General features: G+C 43.5%; 13 protein-coding genes. 1 reads left to right on the top strand and 12 read right to left on the bottom strand.

The genetic code is table 11. From position 1 onward, the window contains the following. Positions 1-35 precede the first annotated feature (35 nt). The 6 genes from H571_RS14305 to H571_RS0105395 all read right to left on the bottom strand — a co-directional run bounded on the left by H571_RS14305 (position 36) and on the right by H571_RS0105395 (position 6,531). On the bottom strand, positions 36-1,493 hold the full coding sequence (locus H571_RS14305; protein WP_051168167.1) for a protein adenylyltransferase SelO: 1,458 nt from the start codon (positions 1,491-1,493) through the stop codon (positions 36-38). A 78-nt stretch (positions 1,494-1,571) separates the two neighbouring features. After that, entirely contained in the window at positions 1,572-2,414 is an 843-nt protein-coding gene (locus H571_RS0105415) for a glucosaminidase domain-containing protein (RefSeq protein ID WP_036217756.1), read from the bottom strand. Positions 2,415-2,503: 89 nt separating this feature from the next. Continuing rightward, entirely contained in the window at positions 2,504-3,466 is a 963-nt protein-coding gene (locus tag H571_RS0105410; RefSeq protein WP_027848426.1) for a D-alanyl-D-alanine carboxypeptidase family protein, read from the bottom strand. Between the two features lie 127 nt (positions 3,467-3,593). Further along, the gene (gene htpG / locus H571_RS0105405) at positions 3,594-5,507 is read right to left on the bottom strand and encodes a molecular chaperone HtpG (RefSeq protein WP_156887851.1); all 1,914 of its coding nucleotides are present in this window, start codon (positions 5,505-5,507) and stop codon (positions 3,594-3,596) included. A gap of 92 nt (positions 5,508-5,599) precedes the next feature. After that, complete coding sequence (locus H571_RS0105400; RefSeq protein WP_027848424.1) at positions 5,600-6,052, bottom strand: PaaI family thioesterase; 453 nt, start codon at positions 6,050-6,052, stop codon at positions 5,600-5,602. Then, a complete protein-coding gene (locus H571_RS0105395; protein ID WP_027848423.1) occupies positions 6,049-6,531 on the bottom strand; it encodes a PaaI family thioesterase in 483 nt (160 codons plus the stop codon). Before H571_RS0105395 ends, H571_RS0105400 begins: the two co-directional genes overlap by 4 nt. Positions 6,532-6,652: 121 nt before the next feature. Here H571_RS0105395 and H571_RS0105390 point away from each other — a divergent pair, with 121 nt between their 5' ends. Further along, positions 6,653-6,910 carry a DUF2798 domain-containing protein gene (locus H571_RS0105390; RefSeq protein ID WP_027848422.1) on the top strand — a complete coding sequence of 86 codons (258 nt, stop codon included), beginning with the start codon at positions 6,653-6,655 and terminating at the stop codon, positions 6,908-6,910. Between the two features lie 78 nt (positions 6,911-6,988). Here H571_RS0105390 and sucD read toward each other — a convergent pair whose 3' ends face one another. The 6 genes from sucD to H571_RS0105360 form a co-directional block, all read right to left on the bottom strand. Further along, positions 6,989-7,861 carry a succinate--CoA ligase subunit alpha gene (sucD, locus tag H571_RS0105385; RefSeq protein WP_027848421.1) on the bottom strand — a complete coding sequence of 291 codons (873 nt, stop codon included), beginning with the start codon at positions 7,859-7,861 and terminating at the stop codon, positions 6,989-6,991. Further along, complete coding sequence (gene sucC, locus H571_RS0105380) at positions 7,861-9,027, bottom strand: ADP-forming succinate--CoA ligase subunit beta (RefSeq protein ID WP_027848420.1); 1,167 nt, start codon at positions 9,025-9,027, stop codon at positions 7,861-7,863. Before sucC ends, sucD begins: the two co-directional genes overlap by 1 nt. A 137-nt stretch (positions 9,028-9,164) precedes the next feature. Next, the gene (gene lpdA / locus H571_RS0105375) at positions 9,165-10,601 is read right to left on the bottom strand and encodes a dihydrolipoyl dehydrogenase (RefSeq protein ID WP_027848419.1); all 1,437 of its coding nucleotides are present in this window, start codon (positions 10,599-10,601) and stop codon (positions 9,165-9,167) included. Positions 10,602-10,649: 48 nt separating this feature from the next. Further along, positions 10,650-11,849 carry a 2-oxoglutarate dehydrogenase complex dihydrolipoyllysine-residue succinyltransferase gene (gene odhB, locus H571_RS0105370; protein ID WP_027848418.1) on the bottom strand — a complete coding sequence of 400 codons (1,200 nt, stop codon included), beginning with the start codon at positions 11,847-11,849 and terminating at the stop codon, positions 10,650-10,652. A 71-nt stretch (positions 11,850-11,920) separates the two neighbouring features. Beyond that, a complete protein-coding gene (locus H571_RS0105365) occupies positions 11,921-14,758 on the bottom strand; it encodes a 2-oxoglutarate dehydrogenase E1 component (protein WP_027848417.1) in 2,838 nt (945 codons plus the stop codon). 258 nt (positions 14,759-15,016) lie between these two features. Beyond that, a complete protein-coding gene (locus H571_RS0105360) occupies positions 15,017-15,721 on the bottom strand; it encodes a succinate dehydrogenase iron-sulfur subunit (protein WP_027848416.1) in 705 nt (234 codons plus the stop codon). Between the last annotated feature and the right edge of the window lie 6 nt (positions 15,722-15,727).

Here is a 15,727-nt window from a genome sequence, read left to right as displayed (position 1 = left end):
AAGCCTGCTTAGCAGGGTATAGATGCTGGGAATTTTTAAGATGAACAGGATAAAGTGAATTCTTCTGCCCAGCTAGGCGCAGAAGCCATATCTTCTGGCTGTTTTCCTTGCCGAGTAAAGGGGTGACGAAAAACAGCCAATAAGCGATTAACTTCGGTAAAGTCACCGGCTTCTGCTTGCTGAATGGCTTGTTGCAGCAAATGTGTTCTGGGTAACACACAAGGGTTAACTTGAGTTAAAGCTTCAATTACTGCTTTTTGGCTAGAAAAAAGTTTAGCTAGGCACTCCTGCCACTCTTCTAGCCATACCTGCCAACCTGCTGGTTCTTGATTCGCTTTGTTTTGCATTAAAGCACTGGCTTCTTTTAGCTCGCCTTCAGCTAGCGCACGTAACACACGCGTCCAGTCGCAAGTGGTTGCTTCACAAAAATTTAGAAAGCGTTCTACTAATATCCAATCATTGACAGGGTGAACACCCAACCTAGCTGCCATTGTTTGTCGGTAATGCTGGTCATAACTAGCAGCAAAACTATCTAAAACTTGGCGGATTGCCTGCTCATTACTTAAAGGCAACAAGGCTTGACCTAAACAGATTAAATTCCAATGCACGATAGAAGGTTGGCGATTAAACGCATAACGCCCTTGGTCATCGCTGTGATTACCAACAAAGCTAGGCTGGTAGGTATCTAAAAACGCATAGGGACCAAAATCGAAGGTTTCACCTAGAATCGACATATTGTCGGTATTCAGCACACCATGACAAAAACCATAAGCTTGCCACCTAGCCACTAGCAAGGCGCTACGTTCTAGCACTTGGGCTAATAAAGCTGCTGCTGGATCTGGGCTGGTTTTTAATGCAGGAAAGTGGTGCTCTATAACGAAGTTAACTAACAATTTCAGGCCTTCTAAATCGTTAGAATAATAGAGGTGCTCAAAGTGCCCAAAACGTATATGGCTAGCCGTTAAGCGTAACAAGGTTGTTGCTGCTTCTATTCTTTCACGTCTTACTGGCTCACTACTGGTAACTAGGGCTAAAGCGCGGGTGGTGGGAATACCTAAATGAAAAAGTGCTTCACTGCCTAAAAACTCACGAATGGACGAACGCAAAACGGCTCGTCCATCGGCAAAACGTGACCAGGCCGTTTGTCCTGCGCCTTTTAAGTGCAAGTCCCAACACTCACCTTGTTTATTACGCACTTCACCTAACAACAAACCTCGTCCATCGCCTAGGTCGGGGTTATAAAAACCAAACTGATGACCCGCATACTTCATGGCAAGGGGTTGGGTATTTTTTGGTAGCCAACGCCCTGCTAAAAAGTCTATCAGTTGTTGCTGGTCTTGTTCACAGAGGTTTAAATCTATAAGTTGCGCAGCATCGGCACTCACTGCAACTAGGGCTAGCTGCCCACGCAAAGGGGTAGGCTGTTTTAACTGGTAAAAACGCTTAGGAAGGTGGGTAAAGCGTTTAACAAATTCAAGCGTGTGTAACTGCATACTAATCCCCAAGGTGTATAACCAAGCATATTACTCAACTATAGCCCTTGGGTGATTATTTATAAAGCTAGAAACAAATTATTGCTGATCTAAAAAAGGTTGCCCAACTTCCTGCATGGCTGCATCAACGTAGGTTGCATTGCTATTTATCATTTCAATTAGCTCATCAACGTAGGCTTGGCGGCGTTCAGAATAACTTATTAAACCCGGTGCTAAATCGACTCCGCCTACCTCTTCACCTGCCTTGGCAAGCTGCTGCCTTAGCGCACGTAGTTGGCGATAAGCACGGTGCGTATTGATATTACGCATATAGGCTTGAACGCTTTCTAAAATAGTAGCGAACTTGCGTACTTCATGGTTTTTACCCGCTTCACGCCCAGAAGGTACCAAGCCACAACCTTTGCTAAAGCACCACTGACCAAAAAGGTTGTTACCTTCACGTGCAAATCGTGAGGTTCCCCAAGCAGATTCATTGGCTGCTTGCATTAAAACTAAATCTGCTGGTACTTGGTGTACACGCCTGTCTAAAGTAGCCCATTCTTTTGCTGTTAACGGCCATTCCAAACCATAGTAGCGAACAATTTTAGTAATGGTTTGCAAGTCTTTACCAGCTAACGTCTGTCCTTGATCAATCAGCTGCTTGGCTGCCATAAGTTGTTCACGCTGCCAGCTTATGCGTTCATTTTCATAAAGCACTAGGGGTAGCAAAGTTTTAAAGAAAATATCTTTGCGCCAAGGCACATGCGTAATATCACTATAATCTGGCATTGAAGTCAGTGGATTTTCTAACACTAGGGTAAATGGCTTTAACTGTGGCTTAGGCTCTAACCATTCATTTATTAGTGCAAAAAGCCCAATCAATAAAGAAAGTGCAATTAATAAATGAAAAACAATGGGGGGTTTAGTACGAACTACTTGCATTCAAACATTCCTTTTACTTATTACATTTTATACTTAGGACAAAAAAAACCGGCCCCATCGGCCGGAATTTTGTTATAGCAAACTTTGGGTTAACTGACTTGTATATGCCAAGGCTCGTAACGCACACCAAAGTTGTTATCTGTGGTGTAACGTATTTCAACAAAGCCTAAATCTTGTAAGCGCTTATAAACATCGGTTTCAGCAAAATCATCACTAAAGTTGCGGTAACCAAAGCCAACCTTACCTACATCAAAGTCGCCCACAGCATGGTAAGAATAGCCTGGGGGTGCTAAAGAACGAGAGGCTTTTGACATATTGCCAGCTGATTGCTCTGCTTTAGCCAGAAAGAGGTGCATCTGCTTAACCATGCTACGCACACCTGAAGTAAGCACTAGGTCATCACCCACTTTACTAAGCAGGCGATCATAAAACACACTCGACTTGCCTTTAAACAGGTAGTGACCGGTACGCCCTACACTTTGAACATCGTCTTTGTTCACTTTACTGGTCAAAGTGTCTAAAACACGGTCACCATAAAAGCCATACAAGCGTGCATCAATATGGTAAAGCTCGTCTAAAAAATCCATTTCAGCTTGGGTAAAGTTGCCTATATCTGGATAATTGCGAGCAAACCTGAGTGCTTCATCAAAAGATAAAAGGTTGAAGTTGCCGTGACCTACAAAGGATTGCAAACGGTCCAAACGCTGATAAGCCAAAAGCATGGTGGCGCGTTTTTCTTCTGGCAAGAAGTAGTCGTCATCAAACACACTTTCAAAATAGCGTGTACGAGTTTCTGCATTAGTTGAGCCAGCCGCCACCGCTTGAGCAGCCGCTTCTTGGTGAGCGACAGACAAAGCTTCACTAAGCTGAGTAGGCAGAATGTCTTCCATGCCATGCTGCAGGTTAGTAGCTGCCCATTGCCCTTGTAATGCACCCATGCCAAAGCTTTTTTGTAATTTATCGGTCAGGTTAACTTGACGCAATACTGAGCCACTACCTAAGGCAACAAAACCAGAGAGTGACAAGGCTTTTAAAAGTGTTCTGCGATCCACTACCCGCTCCATCCTAACTAATCATTATGATGTGTAATAGGTGAACTTTACCGACAGATAGCAAGTGTGTCCAGAATAACTACAAAAAAGCCCGGTTATTAGGCCGGGCTTAGGTAGTTTAAGCTATTTACTTGCCAGCTAACTCTAACAGCAAGCGGTTAAGTCGTTGCACAAACTGACCTGGGTCTTCAAGGCTTTCACCTGCCGCCAGTGCTGCTTGATCACAAAGCAAGCTGGCTAAGTCGGTAAAGTTAGCCTCTTGTGCTTCAGCTTCTAAACGCTCAACCAGAGGGTGGTTAGGGTTAATTTCTAGAATGGGCTTGCTATCAGGTACCTGCTGTCCAGAAGCTTCTAGAATTTTACGCATTTGTAAACCTAAATCACCTGCACCTATAACTAAAACTGCGGGTGAATCGGTTAAACGGGTTGAAACACGTACTTCACTAACCCGCTCTTCTAGTGATTTTTTAATGCGTTCCAGCAGGTCTTTTTTGGTTTCTGTTGCTTCTTCTTGCGCTTTTTTGTCTTCTTCTGTGTCGAGTGAGCCTAGGTCTAAATCACCACGGGCAACATCCACTAAAGCTTTACCATCAAACTCATTCAAGTGGCTCATTAACCATTCATCAATACGATCGGTTAAGAGTAATACTTCTATGCCTTTTTTGCGGAAGACTTCTAGGTGTGGGCTAGATTTAACCTGAGCTAAGCTTTCACCAATTAGGTAGTAAATTTTATCTTGGCCTTCTTTCATACGGCTAACGTAATCCGCTAGGCTTACACGTTGCTCGCTTTGTTCTGTTGAACTAAAGCGTAGCAAGCCAGCTATACGTTCACGGTTAGCAAAGTCTTCACCTGGGCCTTCTTTAAGCACCTGACCAAACTCTTTCCAAAACTCATAGTACTTGTCTTGGTCGTCAGTCATTTTATCTAACAAGCTTAGTACACGCTTAGTAAGCGCTGACTTCATGCTGTCTATTTGTGGGTTTTGTTGCAATATTTCACGTGAAATATTGAGTGGTAGGTCAGATGAATCAACCACACCTTTAATAAAGCGTAAATAAAGCGGCAAGAATTGTTCTGCATTATCTAGTATAAAGACACGCTGCACATAGAGCTTTAAGCCACGGGGCACTTCACGCTGATAAAGATCAAAAGGTGCACGCTTAGGAATATAAAGTAATGAAGTGTATTCCTGCTTACCTTCAACCTTGTTATGGCTCCAAGCTAAAGGGTCTTCAAAGTCGTGAGCTACGTGCTTATAAAACTCTTGGTACTCTTCGTCTTTAATTTCATTTTTACTGCGTGTCCAAAGTGCATTGGCTTTATTGATGGTTTCCCACTCAACCGCCGTCGCTTGGTCTGCTGCTTCAGCTTCATCACCCTCCACGTCTACATCTTTTTGTAGCTGAATAGGTAAGCCAATATGGTCTGAATACTTTTGGATAATATTACGTAGACGGTAGCCATTAGCGTATTCTTTGGCATCGTCTTTTAGGGTTAAGGTAATTTGAGTACCACGGCCTGGCTTATTGATGGTTTCTACCGTAAATTCGCCATCACCTTTTGAAGTCCAACGCACGCCTTCTTCTGCCGTTAAACCAGCTTTGCGTGTTTCAACGGTTACTTCATCTGCCACAATAAAAGCCGAGTAGAAACCTACCCCAAACTGACCAATTAAGCCTGAATCTTTTTTCTGATCCCCTGTTAGCTGCTGTAGAAACTCAGCTGTACCAGAACGTGCAATAGTACCTAGATTAGCTATAACGTCATCACGGTTCATACCTATGCCGTTATCTTCTAGCGTTAAGCTGTTGGCTTGTTCGTCATAACTGATTTTTACTTTTAGATCTGGGTCTTCTTCTAAAAGTGCAGGCTTGGCTATTGCTTCAAAACGCAACTTGTCACAAGCATCTGAGGCGTTAGAGATTAGCTCACGCAAGAAGATTTCACGGTTGGAGTAAAGCGCATGCACCATTAAGTGAAGCAGTTGCTTAACTTCTGTTTGGAAACCGAGTGTTTGTTTTTCTGCCTGACTCATTATCAGCGAACTCCTGAGCATCAAGGTTAATGTATTAAAGTGATGTTCAGTGTAATGGGGTCTAGGCAAAATATTTCAAGGTATAATTTTTATAACTAGCTTTCAGGCCAAATTAAGTGAGCGCGTGCTAAAGCTATGGGTTCTGCTTCTCTATTGCCCTGCCAAGCAGTTACAGAAACATTAACCACTCGCTTACCTAAACGACCTAACTCACAACGTGCATAGGTAATTTCTGTGCGTGCAGAACGTAGGTAATCAATTGAAAAATCAATTACTTTAGGAATGCGTTTGCCTTGGGTATAGGCCATTACATTTAAAATAGCGGCTGTTTCCAAATAGGCGGCAACCACGCCACCATGTAAAGCAGGAAGCAAAGGGTTGCCAATATTGGTTGATTTAGGTTGAAGCGTAAAAATTAGATTTTCGCCTCTGTCTTCTGCCTCTACACCTATAAGTTGTGCGTAGGGTATTAGCGCCAACCAAAGGTTAACTTCTTTAGCTGCTAGGTGTTTGCCAAGTTTTCCTGGCTGCAAATCACTTTCATTCATGCTTTTTTCTCCTGAGCAGCACCAAAAATATGCTCAGCAAAACCTTTAGGTGTTCGCTCAGCTCCTAGGCGCATAAAAGTGCCTGTACCTTTACAAATAGGTTTGTCTTCGTCTTGCCAAATTAAGCCTTCAGTAAAAACAATTTGCCTTGCTAGGTGAGTTACCTCTGCACGGCAATAGATTTTTTTACCTACCTTGGCTGCTCGGTAATGATCCATTCTTAAATCAACCGTTGGGCACACTTCTGGTTCTGGTGAAGCAATAACAGCTGCAGAACCACAGGCGCTATCCATTAGTACACTTAAAACACCACCATGAATTAAGCCTTCTTCTTTATTCCCCAGAAAACGCTCATCACCCTCTATGGAAAGCACTAGGTGAGTTTCACAAACAGATTCAACCTGCATGTTTAGCTGTTTACAGTGAGGGATTAAACCCATAAAGCGGCTTATCCCTTGCTTGAGTTGGTCGTTAGTCATTTTTTATACCAGCTAAGGTGGTTACAAGAGTGGCTATTGATTGCATAGCAGAAATGCATTGTACAAGCTTGAATTTTATTAGGTAAAATAAGCAAAAACTAAATTAATCTAGGAGAATAAAATGATTTTCCCTGCACGTTATGCACGTTATGTGTTTTCTACTGTTATGTCTATCTATATGGTTACCATTATGACCTGCGTAATAACCTTAGTGAACACTGGCCATGAGGGTGACTTTTTAATGCGCTGGTGGCGTGCCTTTTACATTGCTTGGCCCATTGCTTTTGTACTTATTTTAATTGGCGCACCACGCCTTCAGACTTTTGCAGCACGTTTAATTAAAAAACCTGCTCTTGCTCCTGCTGCTAACAAACAATAAGCACTGTTTATTAGCTGAAAAAAAACCGCCTGCTATTAAGCAGGCGGTTGGTATAACTTAAAACAACTTAGCTAGGAATTACCAGCCAGTCACTTCTTTTAATGCAGCACCAATATCGGCTAAAGAACGCACAGTTTTAACACCGGCATCTTCAAGAGCAGCAAATTTTTCATCTGCAGTACCCTTACCACCAGAAATGATCGCACCAGCATGCCCCATGCGCTTACCTGGAGGTGCTGTAACACCTGCAATGTAAGAAACAACAGGCTTGGTTACGTTAGCTTTAATGTAAGCAGCCGCTTCTTCTTCAGCAGAACCGCCAATTTCACCGATCATTACAATCGCTTCAGTTTTAGGATCTTCTTGGAAAAGCTTAAGAATATCGATAAAGCTTGAACCTGGGATAGGGTCACCACCAATACCTACACAAGTTGACTGACCAAAACCGTGGTCGGTCGTTTGCTTAACGGCTTCATAAGTTAGTGTACCTGAACGCGATACAATACCTACTTTACCTGGCTGGTGAATTTGTGCTGGCATAATACCGATCTTACATTCGCCGGGTGTAATAACACCTGGGCAGTTAGGACCGATAAGAACAACGCCTAGCTCATCACACTTAACTTTACACTCAAGCATGTCTAAGGTAGGTATGCCTTCAGTAATAGCTACAATTAGCTTAATACCAGCGTTAGCAGCTTCTAGGATAGAGTCTTTACAGAAAGGTGCTGGAACGTAGATAACAGAAGCGTCAGCGCCTGTTGCTTCTACTGCATCTTTTACAGTGTTAAAAACAGGTAGACCTAGGTGCGTTGTACCACCTTTACCTGGCGTTACACCGCCAACCATTTTTGTACCATAAGCAATGGCTTGTTCTGAGTGGAAAGTACCCTGACCACCAGTGAAACCCTGACAAATTACCTTGGTATCTTTATTAATTAATACGCTCATTATTTGCCCTCCGCCGCTTTAACAACTTGCTGAGCTGCATCCGTTAGGCTAGTGGCCGCGATGATGTTTAGACCGCTTTCAGCCAATTTTTTGGAACCCAGTTCTGCGTTGTTACCTTCAAGGCGGACAACAACAGGTACTTTAACGCCAACCTGTTCTACAGCACCAATAATACCTTCAGCAATCATGTCACAACGTACAATACCACCGAAGATGTTAACTAGAACTGCTTTTACATTCTCGTCTGAAAGAATGATTTTGAATGCTTCTGCAACGCGTTCTTTAGTAGCACCGCCACCTACGTCTAGGAAGTTAGCAGGCTGACCACCGTGGATATTTACGATATCCATAGTACCCATAGCAAGACCAGCACCGTTAACCATGCAACCGATGTTACCATCAAGTGCTACGTAGTTAAGCTCCCACTTAGCAGCGGTTGCTTCGCGTTCGTCTTCTTGGCTAGGGTCACGCATTTCTTGTAGGTCTTTATGACGATACAAGGCGTTACCATCAATAACTAACTTAGCATCTAGGCAGTGCAAGTTGCCTTCATCAGTAATTACTAGCGGGTTGATTTCTAGTAGTGCCAAATCTTTATCAGTGAACAACTGGGCAAGACCTAAGAAAATCTTAGTGAACTGCTTAATTTGCTCAGGGTTTAGACCTAGCTTAAATGCTAACTCACGTGCCTGGTAAGGTTGTGCGCCAACTAGAGGATCGATGATTGCTTTAAGAATTTTTTCTGGGGTTTCTTCTGCAACCTTCTCAATTTCCACGCCACCTTCTGTTGATGCCATGAAAACAACACGACGTGTTGCACGGTCAAGAACAGCACCTAGATAAAGCTCATTAGCGATGTCTGTACAGCTCTCAACTAGAATTTTGCTAACAGGCTGACCATTTTTGTCAGTCTGGTAGGTTACTAGATTTTTACCTAGCCACTGTTTGGCAAACTCACCTGCTTCTTCAGCAGATTTGATTAGCTTTACGCCGCCAGCTTTACCGCGTCCACCAGCGTGAACTTGAGCCTTAACGACCCACATGTTGCCGCCAATTTTCTTACAAGCTTCAATTGCTTCTTCCGGTGTATCTACAGCATAACCGGTGGAAACTGGAAGACCGTAATCGGCGAACAGTTTTTTACCCTGATATTCGTGCAGGTTCATATTTATAATGCCGTTGTTTGTTTGTTACTTGTGATCTTGATACACCTAACTAAACACCAGTGGTAACTAGCAACTAAGTTAGGTGTATCCCCCGTAGGTTACCTGGTTAAGCAACCTACAAACTTTTTGCTGATAAATCAGCGCTTCTTACGATTAGCCATGTGTATGGCATGACCATCCACGGCCAGTGCAGCTTCATGCACAGCTTCAGACAAGGTTGGGTGTGCAAAGCACATCAAGGCCAAATCTTCTGCTGAGGATGCAAATTCAAGCGCAATAACGCCCGTGTGAATTAATTCACCTGCGTGTTGGCCAAAAATATGCATACCTAACACACGGTCAGTTTCAGCGTGAGCTAAAATTTTAACCATGCCTTCAGTAGAGCCATTAGTCATAGCACGACCTGCTGCTGCAAAGGGGAATACACCCGTTTTATAGGCAACATTGGACGCTTTTAATTCTTCTTCAGTTTTACCTACAGCGGCAACTTCTGGGAAGGTATAAATAACGCTAGGAATAGCATCATAATTCACTTCTGCTTTGCGACCAGCAATTAGGTCAGCAACCGCAACGCCTTCATCCGATGCTTTGTGTGCCAACATAGGGCCACGCACTGCATCGCCTATAGCATAAACACCGGGTACTGAAGTACGGCAGTTGTCGTCTACAAAGATAAATCCACGCTCATCTAGGGTAACGCCTGAGTCATCGGCTAAAACACCTTGGGTGTAAGGCTTGCGGCCCACACAAACAATGAGTTTATCAAATACTTTTTTGTGTTCGCCCTTGGCATCAGCAAAGGTAACTTCAACTTCTTTACCTTTAATTTCAGTTGCTGTAACACGAGCACCTAGTTCAATTTGTAGGCCTTGCTTAGTCAGTGATTTTTTCACTTCTTTAGCAATTTGCTGGTCTACAGAGGCAAGGAAAGTATCCATTGCTTCAAATACGGTCACTTCAGAACCTAAGCGGCTCCAAACAGAACCTAGTTCTAGGCCAATAACACCACCACCAATAACACCTAAACGCTTAGGTGTTTCAGTGAAGTCTAAAGCACCAGTTGAATCGACAATTAGGCCTTCAGTTAAAGGTGCAGGTGGAATTTCTACCGGTACTGAACCAGAAGCAACAATAATATTTTCTGCTTCTAAAACTTGTGTTTCACCGTTATGACCAACCACCTCAACTTTTTTACCTGCTAAAAGCTTACCGGTACCTTCAAAAGAGGTAACACCGTTGGCTTTAAACAGCATGGCAATACCGCCAGTTAGCTGATTAACGATCTTGTCTTTACGGCCGACCATTTTTTTAACATCCATGGTGACGCCCTTGGTTTGAATACCAAAGTCATCAAAATCATGGGTCGCTTCATGAAACTTGTGAGATGCTTCTAGCAGTGCTTTAGAAGGAATACAGCCTACGTTTAAGCAAGTACCACCCAGTACACTTTTGCCTTCTTTGTTAACCCACTTTTCAATACAAGCGGTTTTTAGGCCGAGCTGTGCAGCGCGAATAGCAGCAACATAACCGCCAGGCCCTGCACCGATTACTACAACATCAAATTTATTAGACATCTTTCTGTTCCTGTTTCAGAGTAGCAGGATTAATACGCTTCCAGACCTTTATACATCCAGCAGAATACGTGCTGGGTCTTCCAAGAGTTCTTTAATGGTAACAAGGAATTGTACAGCATCTTTACCATCAATCATGCGGTGATCGTAAGAAAGCGCCAAGTACATCATTGGACGAATAACAACTTCACCATTAATAGCCATAGGTCGCTCTTGAATCTTGTGCATACCTAAAATAGCTGTTTGTGGTGGGTTGATGATAGGTGTGGACATTAACGAACCAAAAACGCCACCGTTAGTAATGGTGAAAGTACCGCCTTGCAAATCATCTATACCAATTTTGCCTTCACGACCACGCTTACCAAAGTCTGCAATGGTGCCTTCGATATCAGCTAAGTTCATGGAATCGCAATCACGCAATACAGGTACCATTAAACCGCGAGCGGTTGAAACGGCAACACCGATGTCTTGGTAACCGTGGTAAACGATGTCTGTACCATCAATAGAAGCGTTAACATCTGGGAAGCGTTTAAGTGCTTCAGTTGCCGCTTTAACAAAGAAAGACATAAAGCCTAGACGAACACCATCATGACGCTTTTCAAACAGGTCTTTGTACTGTTTGCGCATTTCCATAATGGGTTTCATATCAACTTCATTGTAAGTCGTTAACATGGCAGCTGTTTGCTGTGCATGAACTAGACGCTTAGCAATGGTTTGACGCATACGGCTCATAGGCACGCGTTTTTCAATACGCTCGCCTGGCGCCACATTCACTTGTACCGGTGAAGCAGCAGACTTAGCGGCAGGTGCGCTAGGTGCGTTCATTACGTCTTCTTTAGTAATTAAACCACCTTTGCCACTACCTTTAATGCTGGCAAGGTCTAGGCCTTTTTCTGCAGCTAGTTTACGTGCTGCTGGCGCAACGCGTAAATCACCAACTACTTCAGCTTCTTCTGTTGCAGCAGTAGGTGCTGCTTCGGTTTCTGCTTTAGCCGCAGGTGCAGCAGCAACTGCACCTTCTTTAATACGTGCTAAAAGTTGCTCAGAAACAACCGTTTCACCTTCCTGTGCTAAAATTTCTTCTAGCACGCCATCAACAGGTGCAGGTACTTCTAAAACAACTTTATCTGTTTCTATATCAACCAGAATTTCATCGCGACTAATCGCTTCACCTGGTTGCTTGTGCCAAGTTGCAACACTGCCCTCAGCCACTGACTCAGGGAAAGTTGGAGCTTTAATATCAATAGCCATGTTATACCCTATCCTACTTATTCTTGTATTCTGGGCCTAAATTAGACCCAGAAGCTGAAGTTTATTTGCTGTTATGCCTCAAAGGCGTCAGCAACCAAGCGATTTTGCTGTTCTACGTGCACACTAACATAACCTGATGCTGGTGCTGCAGAAGCAGGACGACCAGCAAAGCTAAACTTCTGATTAAGTTCAGGCTTAATTAGATTAAGTACATTGCGCATGTGGTGTTGACTAGAGTACCAAGCACCTTGGTTTTGTGGTTCTTCTTGACACCAAACCACGCTTTCAAGGTTAGTAAACTGAGCCAACTCGACTTCTAAGTCTTTTTCTGGGAAGGGGTAAAGTTGTTCAATACGTACAATAGCCGTGTCTTCACAACCTAACTCTTCACGTTTAGCAACCAAGTCATAATAAACTTTACCACCACACAGGATAACTTTCTTAACCTTCTTCGCTTCTAGGTTTCCTTTGTCACCTATAATGCATTCAAAGCGACCATTAGCTAAGTCTTCTAGTGTTGAAGTAGCATCTTTATGACGCAGTAAGCTTTTTGGTGACATAACCACTAAAGGTTTACGTAGTGGGCGTAGTGCCTGACGACGTAGAAGGTGGAAAATTTGTGCGGGGGTGGTAGGCGTACAAACCTGCATATTGTGCTCAGCACATAACTGTAAGTAGCGCTCTAGACGTGCAGAAGAGTGTTCTGGCCCTTGCCCTTCATAACCATGAGGTAACAACATGGTTAAACCACACAAACGACCCCATTTAGTTTCGCCAGAAGAGATAAACTGATCGATAACTACCTGAGCACCGTTAGCAAAGTCACCAAACTGTGCTTCCCAAATAACTAAAGCATCGGGCTTAGTTGTTGCATAGCCATACTCAAAAGCTAGTACGGCTTCTTCAGATAAGAAGGAGTCATGAATAATGAATTTACGCTGATTAGGCTTTATGTTTTGTAGCGGAACAAACACACGGCCGTCATTGAAGTCATGTAGAACCGCATGACGGTGCGAGAAAGTACCCCGCCCAACATCTTGACCGGTAATACGAATCGGCAGGTCTGCATCTATTAGAGTTGCATAGGCCAAAACTTCAGCAAAGCCCCAGTTAATAGCCATAGCACCGGCTTGCATCTTACGGCGGTCTTCGTAGATTTTTGAAACCTGACGCTGCATTTGAAAACCTTCAGGAACTTCGCACATTTTACCAGCAAGTTCTTGAAGCTTTTTCATTTCGACACTGGTGTCGTATTCAGCTGTCCATTCATGACCTAGGTAAGGTGTCCAATCAACAAATAAAGCTTTATTGGGTTCTTTTACCAAAGCGTTAGCAACGTGCTGACCGTTATCTAAAGCATCACGGTAGTCATCACTTAGCTTTTTATCTTCTTCAGCAGTAATTAAACCTTCTGCCACCAGTTTTTTACCGTAGATAGTACGGGTTGTTGGGTGCTTGGCAATTTTTTGGTACATCAAAGGCTGAGTACCTGATGGCTCATCCGCTTCGTTATGACCACGGCGACGGTAACAAACAAGGTTAATGACCACATCACGTTTAAACTGCATACGGTAGTCAACAGCAACCTGAGTTACATGTAGCACTGCTTCTGGGTCATCACCATTAACGTGGAAAATGGGTGCAGAAACCATTTTTGCTACATCGGTACAGTATTCAGATGAACGTGTATCTTCAGGTTTTGCCGTAGTAAAGCCAACCTGGTTATTGATAACAACATGAATAGTACCGCCAGTCTTGTAGGCGCGGGTTTGGGACATTTGGAAAGTCTCCATAACCACACCCTGACCAGAGAAAGCCGAGTCACCATGAATTGAAATAGGTAGCACTAGCTGGCCTTCTGTGTCGTCACGACGATCTTGGCGTGCTCTTACCGAACCTTCAATTACGGGTGAAACAATTTCTAGGTGAGAAGGGTTAAAAGCCATGGCTAGGTGAACTTCGCCACCGGGTGTCATCACGTTAGATGAGAAGCCTTGGTGGTACTTAACGTCACCAGAACCTGACTCAACAACAATTTTACCGTCAAATTCTTCAAATAGCTCAGCGGGGCTTTTACCTAAAATATTAATTAGAGTGTTTAAGCGACCACGGTGTGCCATGCCTATAACAACTTCCTTCACGCCATAAGAACCTGAGCGCTGGATAATTTCATCCATTAAAGGAATATAGGATTCACCACCTTCCAAACCAAAACGTTTAGTGCCTGGGTATTTAGAGGCCAGATAATTTTCTAGACCTTCAGCAGCGACTAAACGCTCTAATAAGTGCTCACGCACTTCAGGGCTATAGTTTGGTTTAGAACGAACGGATTCAAAGCGTTGCTGCAACCAGCGCTTTTCTTCTGTATCTACTATGTGCATAAATTCTGCACCGATAGTGCCACAGTAAGTTTGGCTGATTGCTTCATGAATTTCACGCAGAGTTGCTTTTTCTTCTTTACCTATAAAAAGCGAACCTGTCTGGAATTCCTGATCTAGATCATCGTTACTCAACTGATGATAGCTTAGTTCTAGATCAGCAATTGCCTTGCGCTGCATTAAGCCTAGTGGATCTAGGTTAGCTTGTTGGTGACCACGAAAACGGTAGGCATTGATCAGCTGTAGCACTTTAACCTGTTTTTTATCGCTCAGGTTATCGCTGCTACCACTGGCAGTGCGTGTAATTCGTTGACGGGCCAAACGGGAGAAGTGATCGCGAACAGGCGCTAAAGGAAGATCCTGCGCTGATGCGCCTTCCGGACGGGGGAGCTTATTGAAATACTCACGCCATTGCTCCGGTACGGCGTTAGGGTCGTTAAGATACTCTTCGTAGAGTTCTTCGATATAGTGGATGTTGCCCCCATAAGTATGAGAGGAATTCCACATCAACTCCATGCTGCCTTCTTGCATTCTGTTATCACCCTGCATGAAGGGGAGTCCATTCGCTTTGACCACTGAATCAAATAAACACTCAGTTCCCCTGGCCGCTGCGAACAAACGGGGAAAACCCGTATCCCCTGATGGTTACTAAATTATAGTCAGAAGCCAGTGACCTGCACTGGCTTCGTCTTGGGTATTGTACCTCACTGACAAAAAAACAGACAGTAGGAGATACAGGGTTTTATTCAAGACTTTCGGCTTAGAAAGTCTTTTTACTTTTTTTACAACTTAAGTAGCGTTATTCAACAACATGCTACGAATATTACCTATAGCACGTGTTGGATTTAGACCCTTAGGACAAACCGCTACACAGTTCATAATACCGTGGCAACGGAAAACACTGAAAGGATCATCTAATTCTGCTAAACGCTCTTTTGTTGCAGTATCGCGACTATCAATTAGGAAGCGGTAAGCTTGTAGCAAGCCTGATGGGCCAACAAACTTATCGGGATTCCACCAGAAAGATGGGCAAGCCGTTGAACAACATGCACAAAGAATACACTCGTACAGGCCGTCTAACTTCTCACGCTCTTCTGGTGATTGTAGGCGTTCAATTGCAGGTTCTGGCGTATCGTTAATTAAGAAAGGTTTAATGCGCTCGTACTGCTTGTAGAAAAGCGTCATATCAACCACTAGATCACGAATTACCGGCAAACCTGGTAAAGGGCGAATGATTAACTTATTGTTTTTTACCACCTCAGACACAGGTGTAATACAAGCCAAACCATTCTTACCATTCATGTTCAAACCGTCAGAACCGCACACGCCTTCACGGCAAGAACGACGGTAAGACATACCATTGTCTTTTTCTTTAACTAGATGCAGCACATCTAACACCATTATATCTTTACCCTTGGTGTCGATTTCAAAGTCCTGCATGTAGGGCTTTTTATCCGTTTCCGGATTGTAACGATAAACTGATACCTGAAGCATCTTTAC

The sequence above is a fragment of the Marinospirillum minutulum DSM 6287 genome, assembly GCF_000422325.1.
Classification (GTDB): domain Bacteria; phylum Pseudomonadota; class Gammaproteobacteria; order Pseudomonadales; family Halomonadaceae; genus Marinospirillum; species Marinospirillum minutulum.
This window is presented reverse-complemented; position numbering and strand designations above follow the sequence as displayed.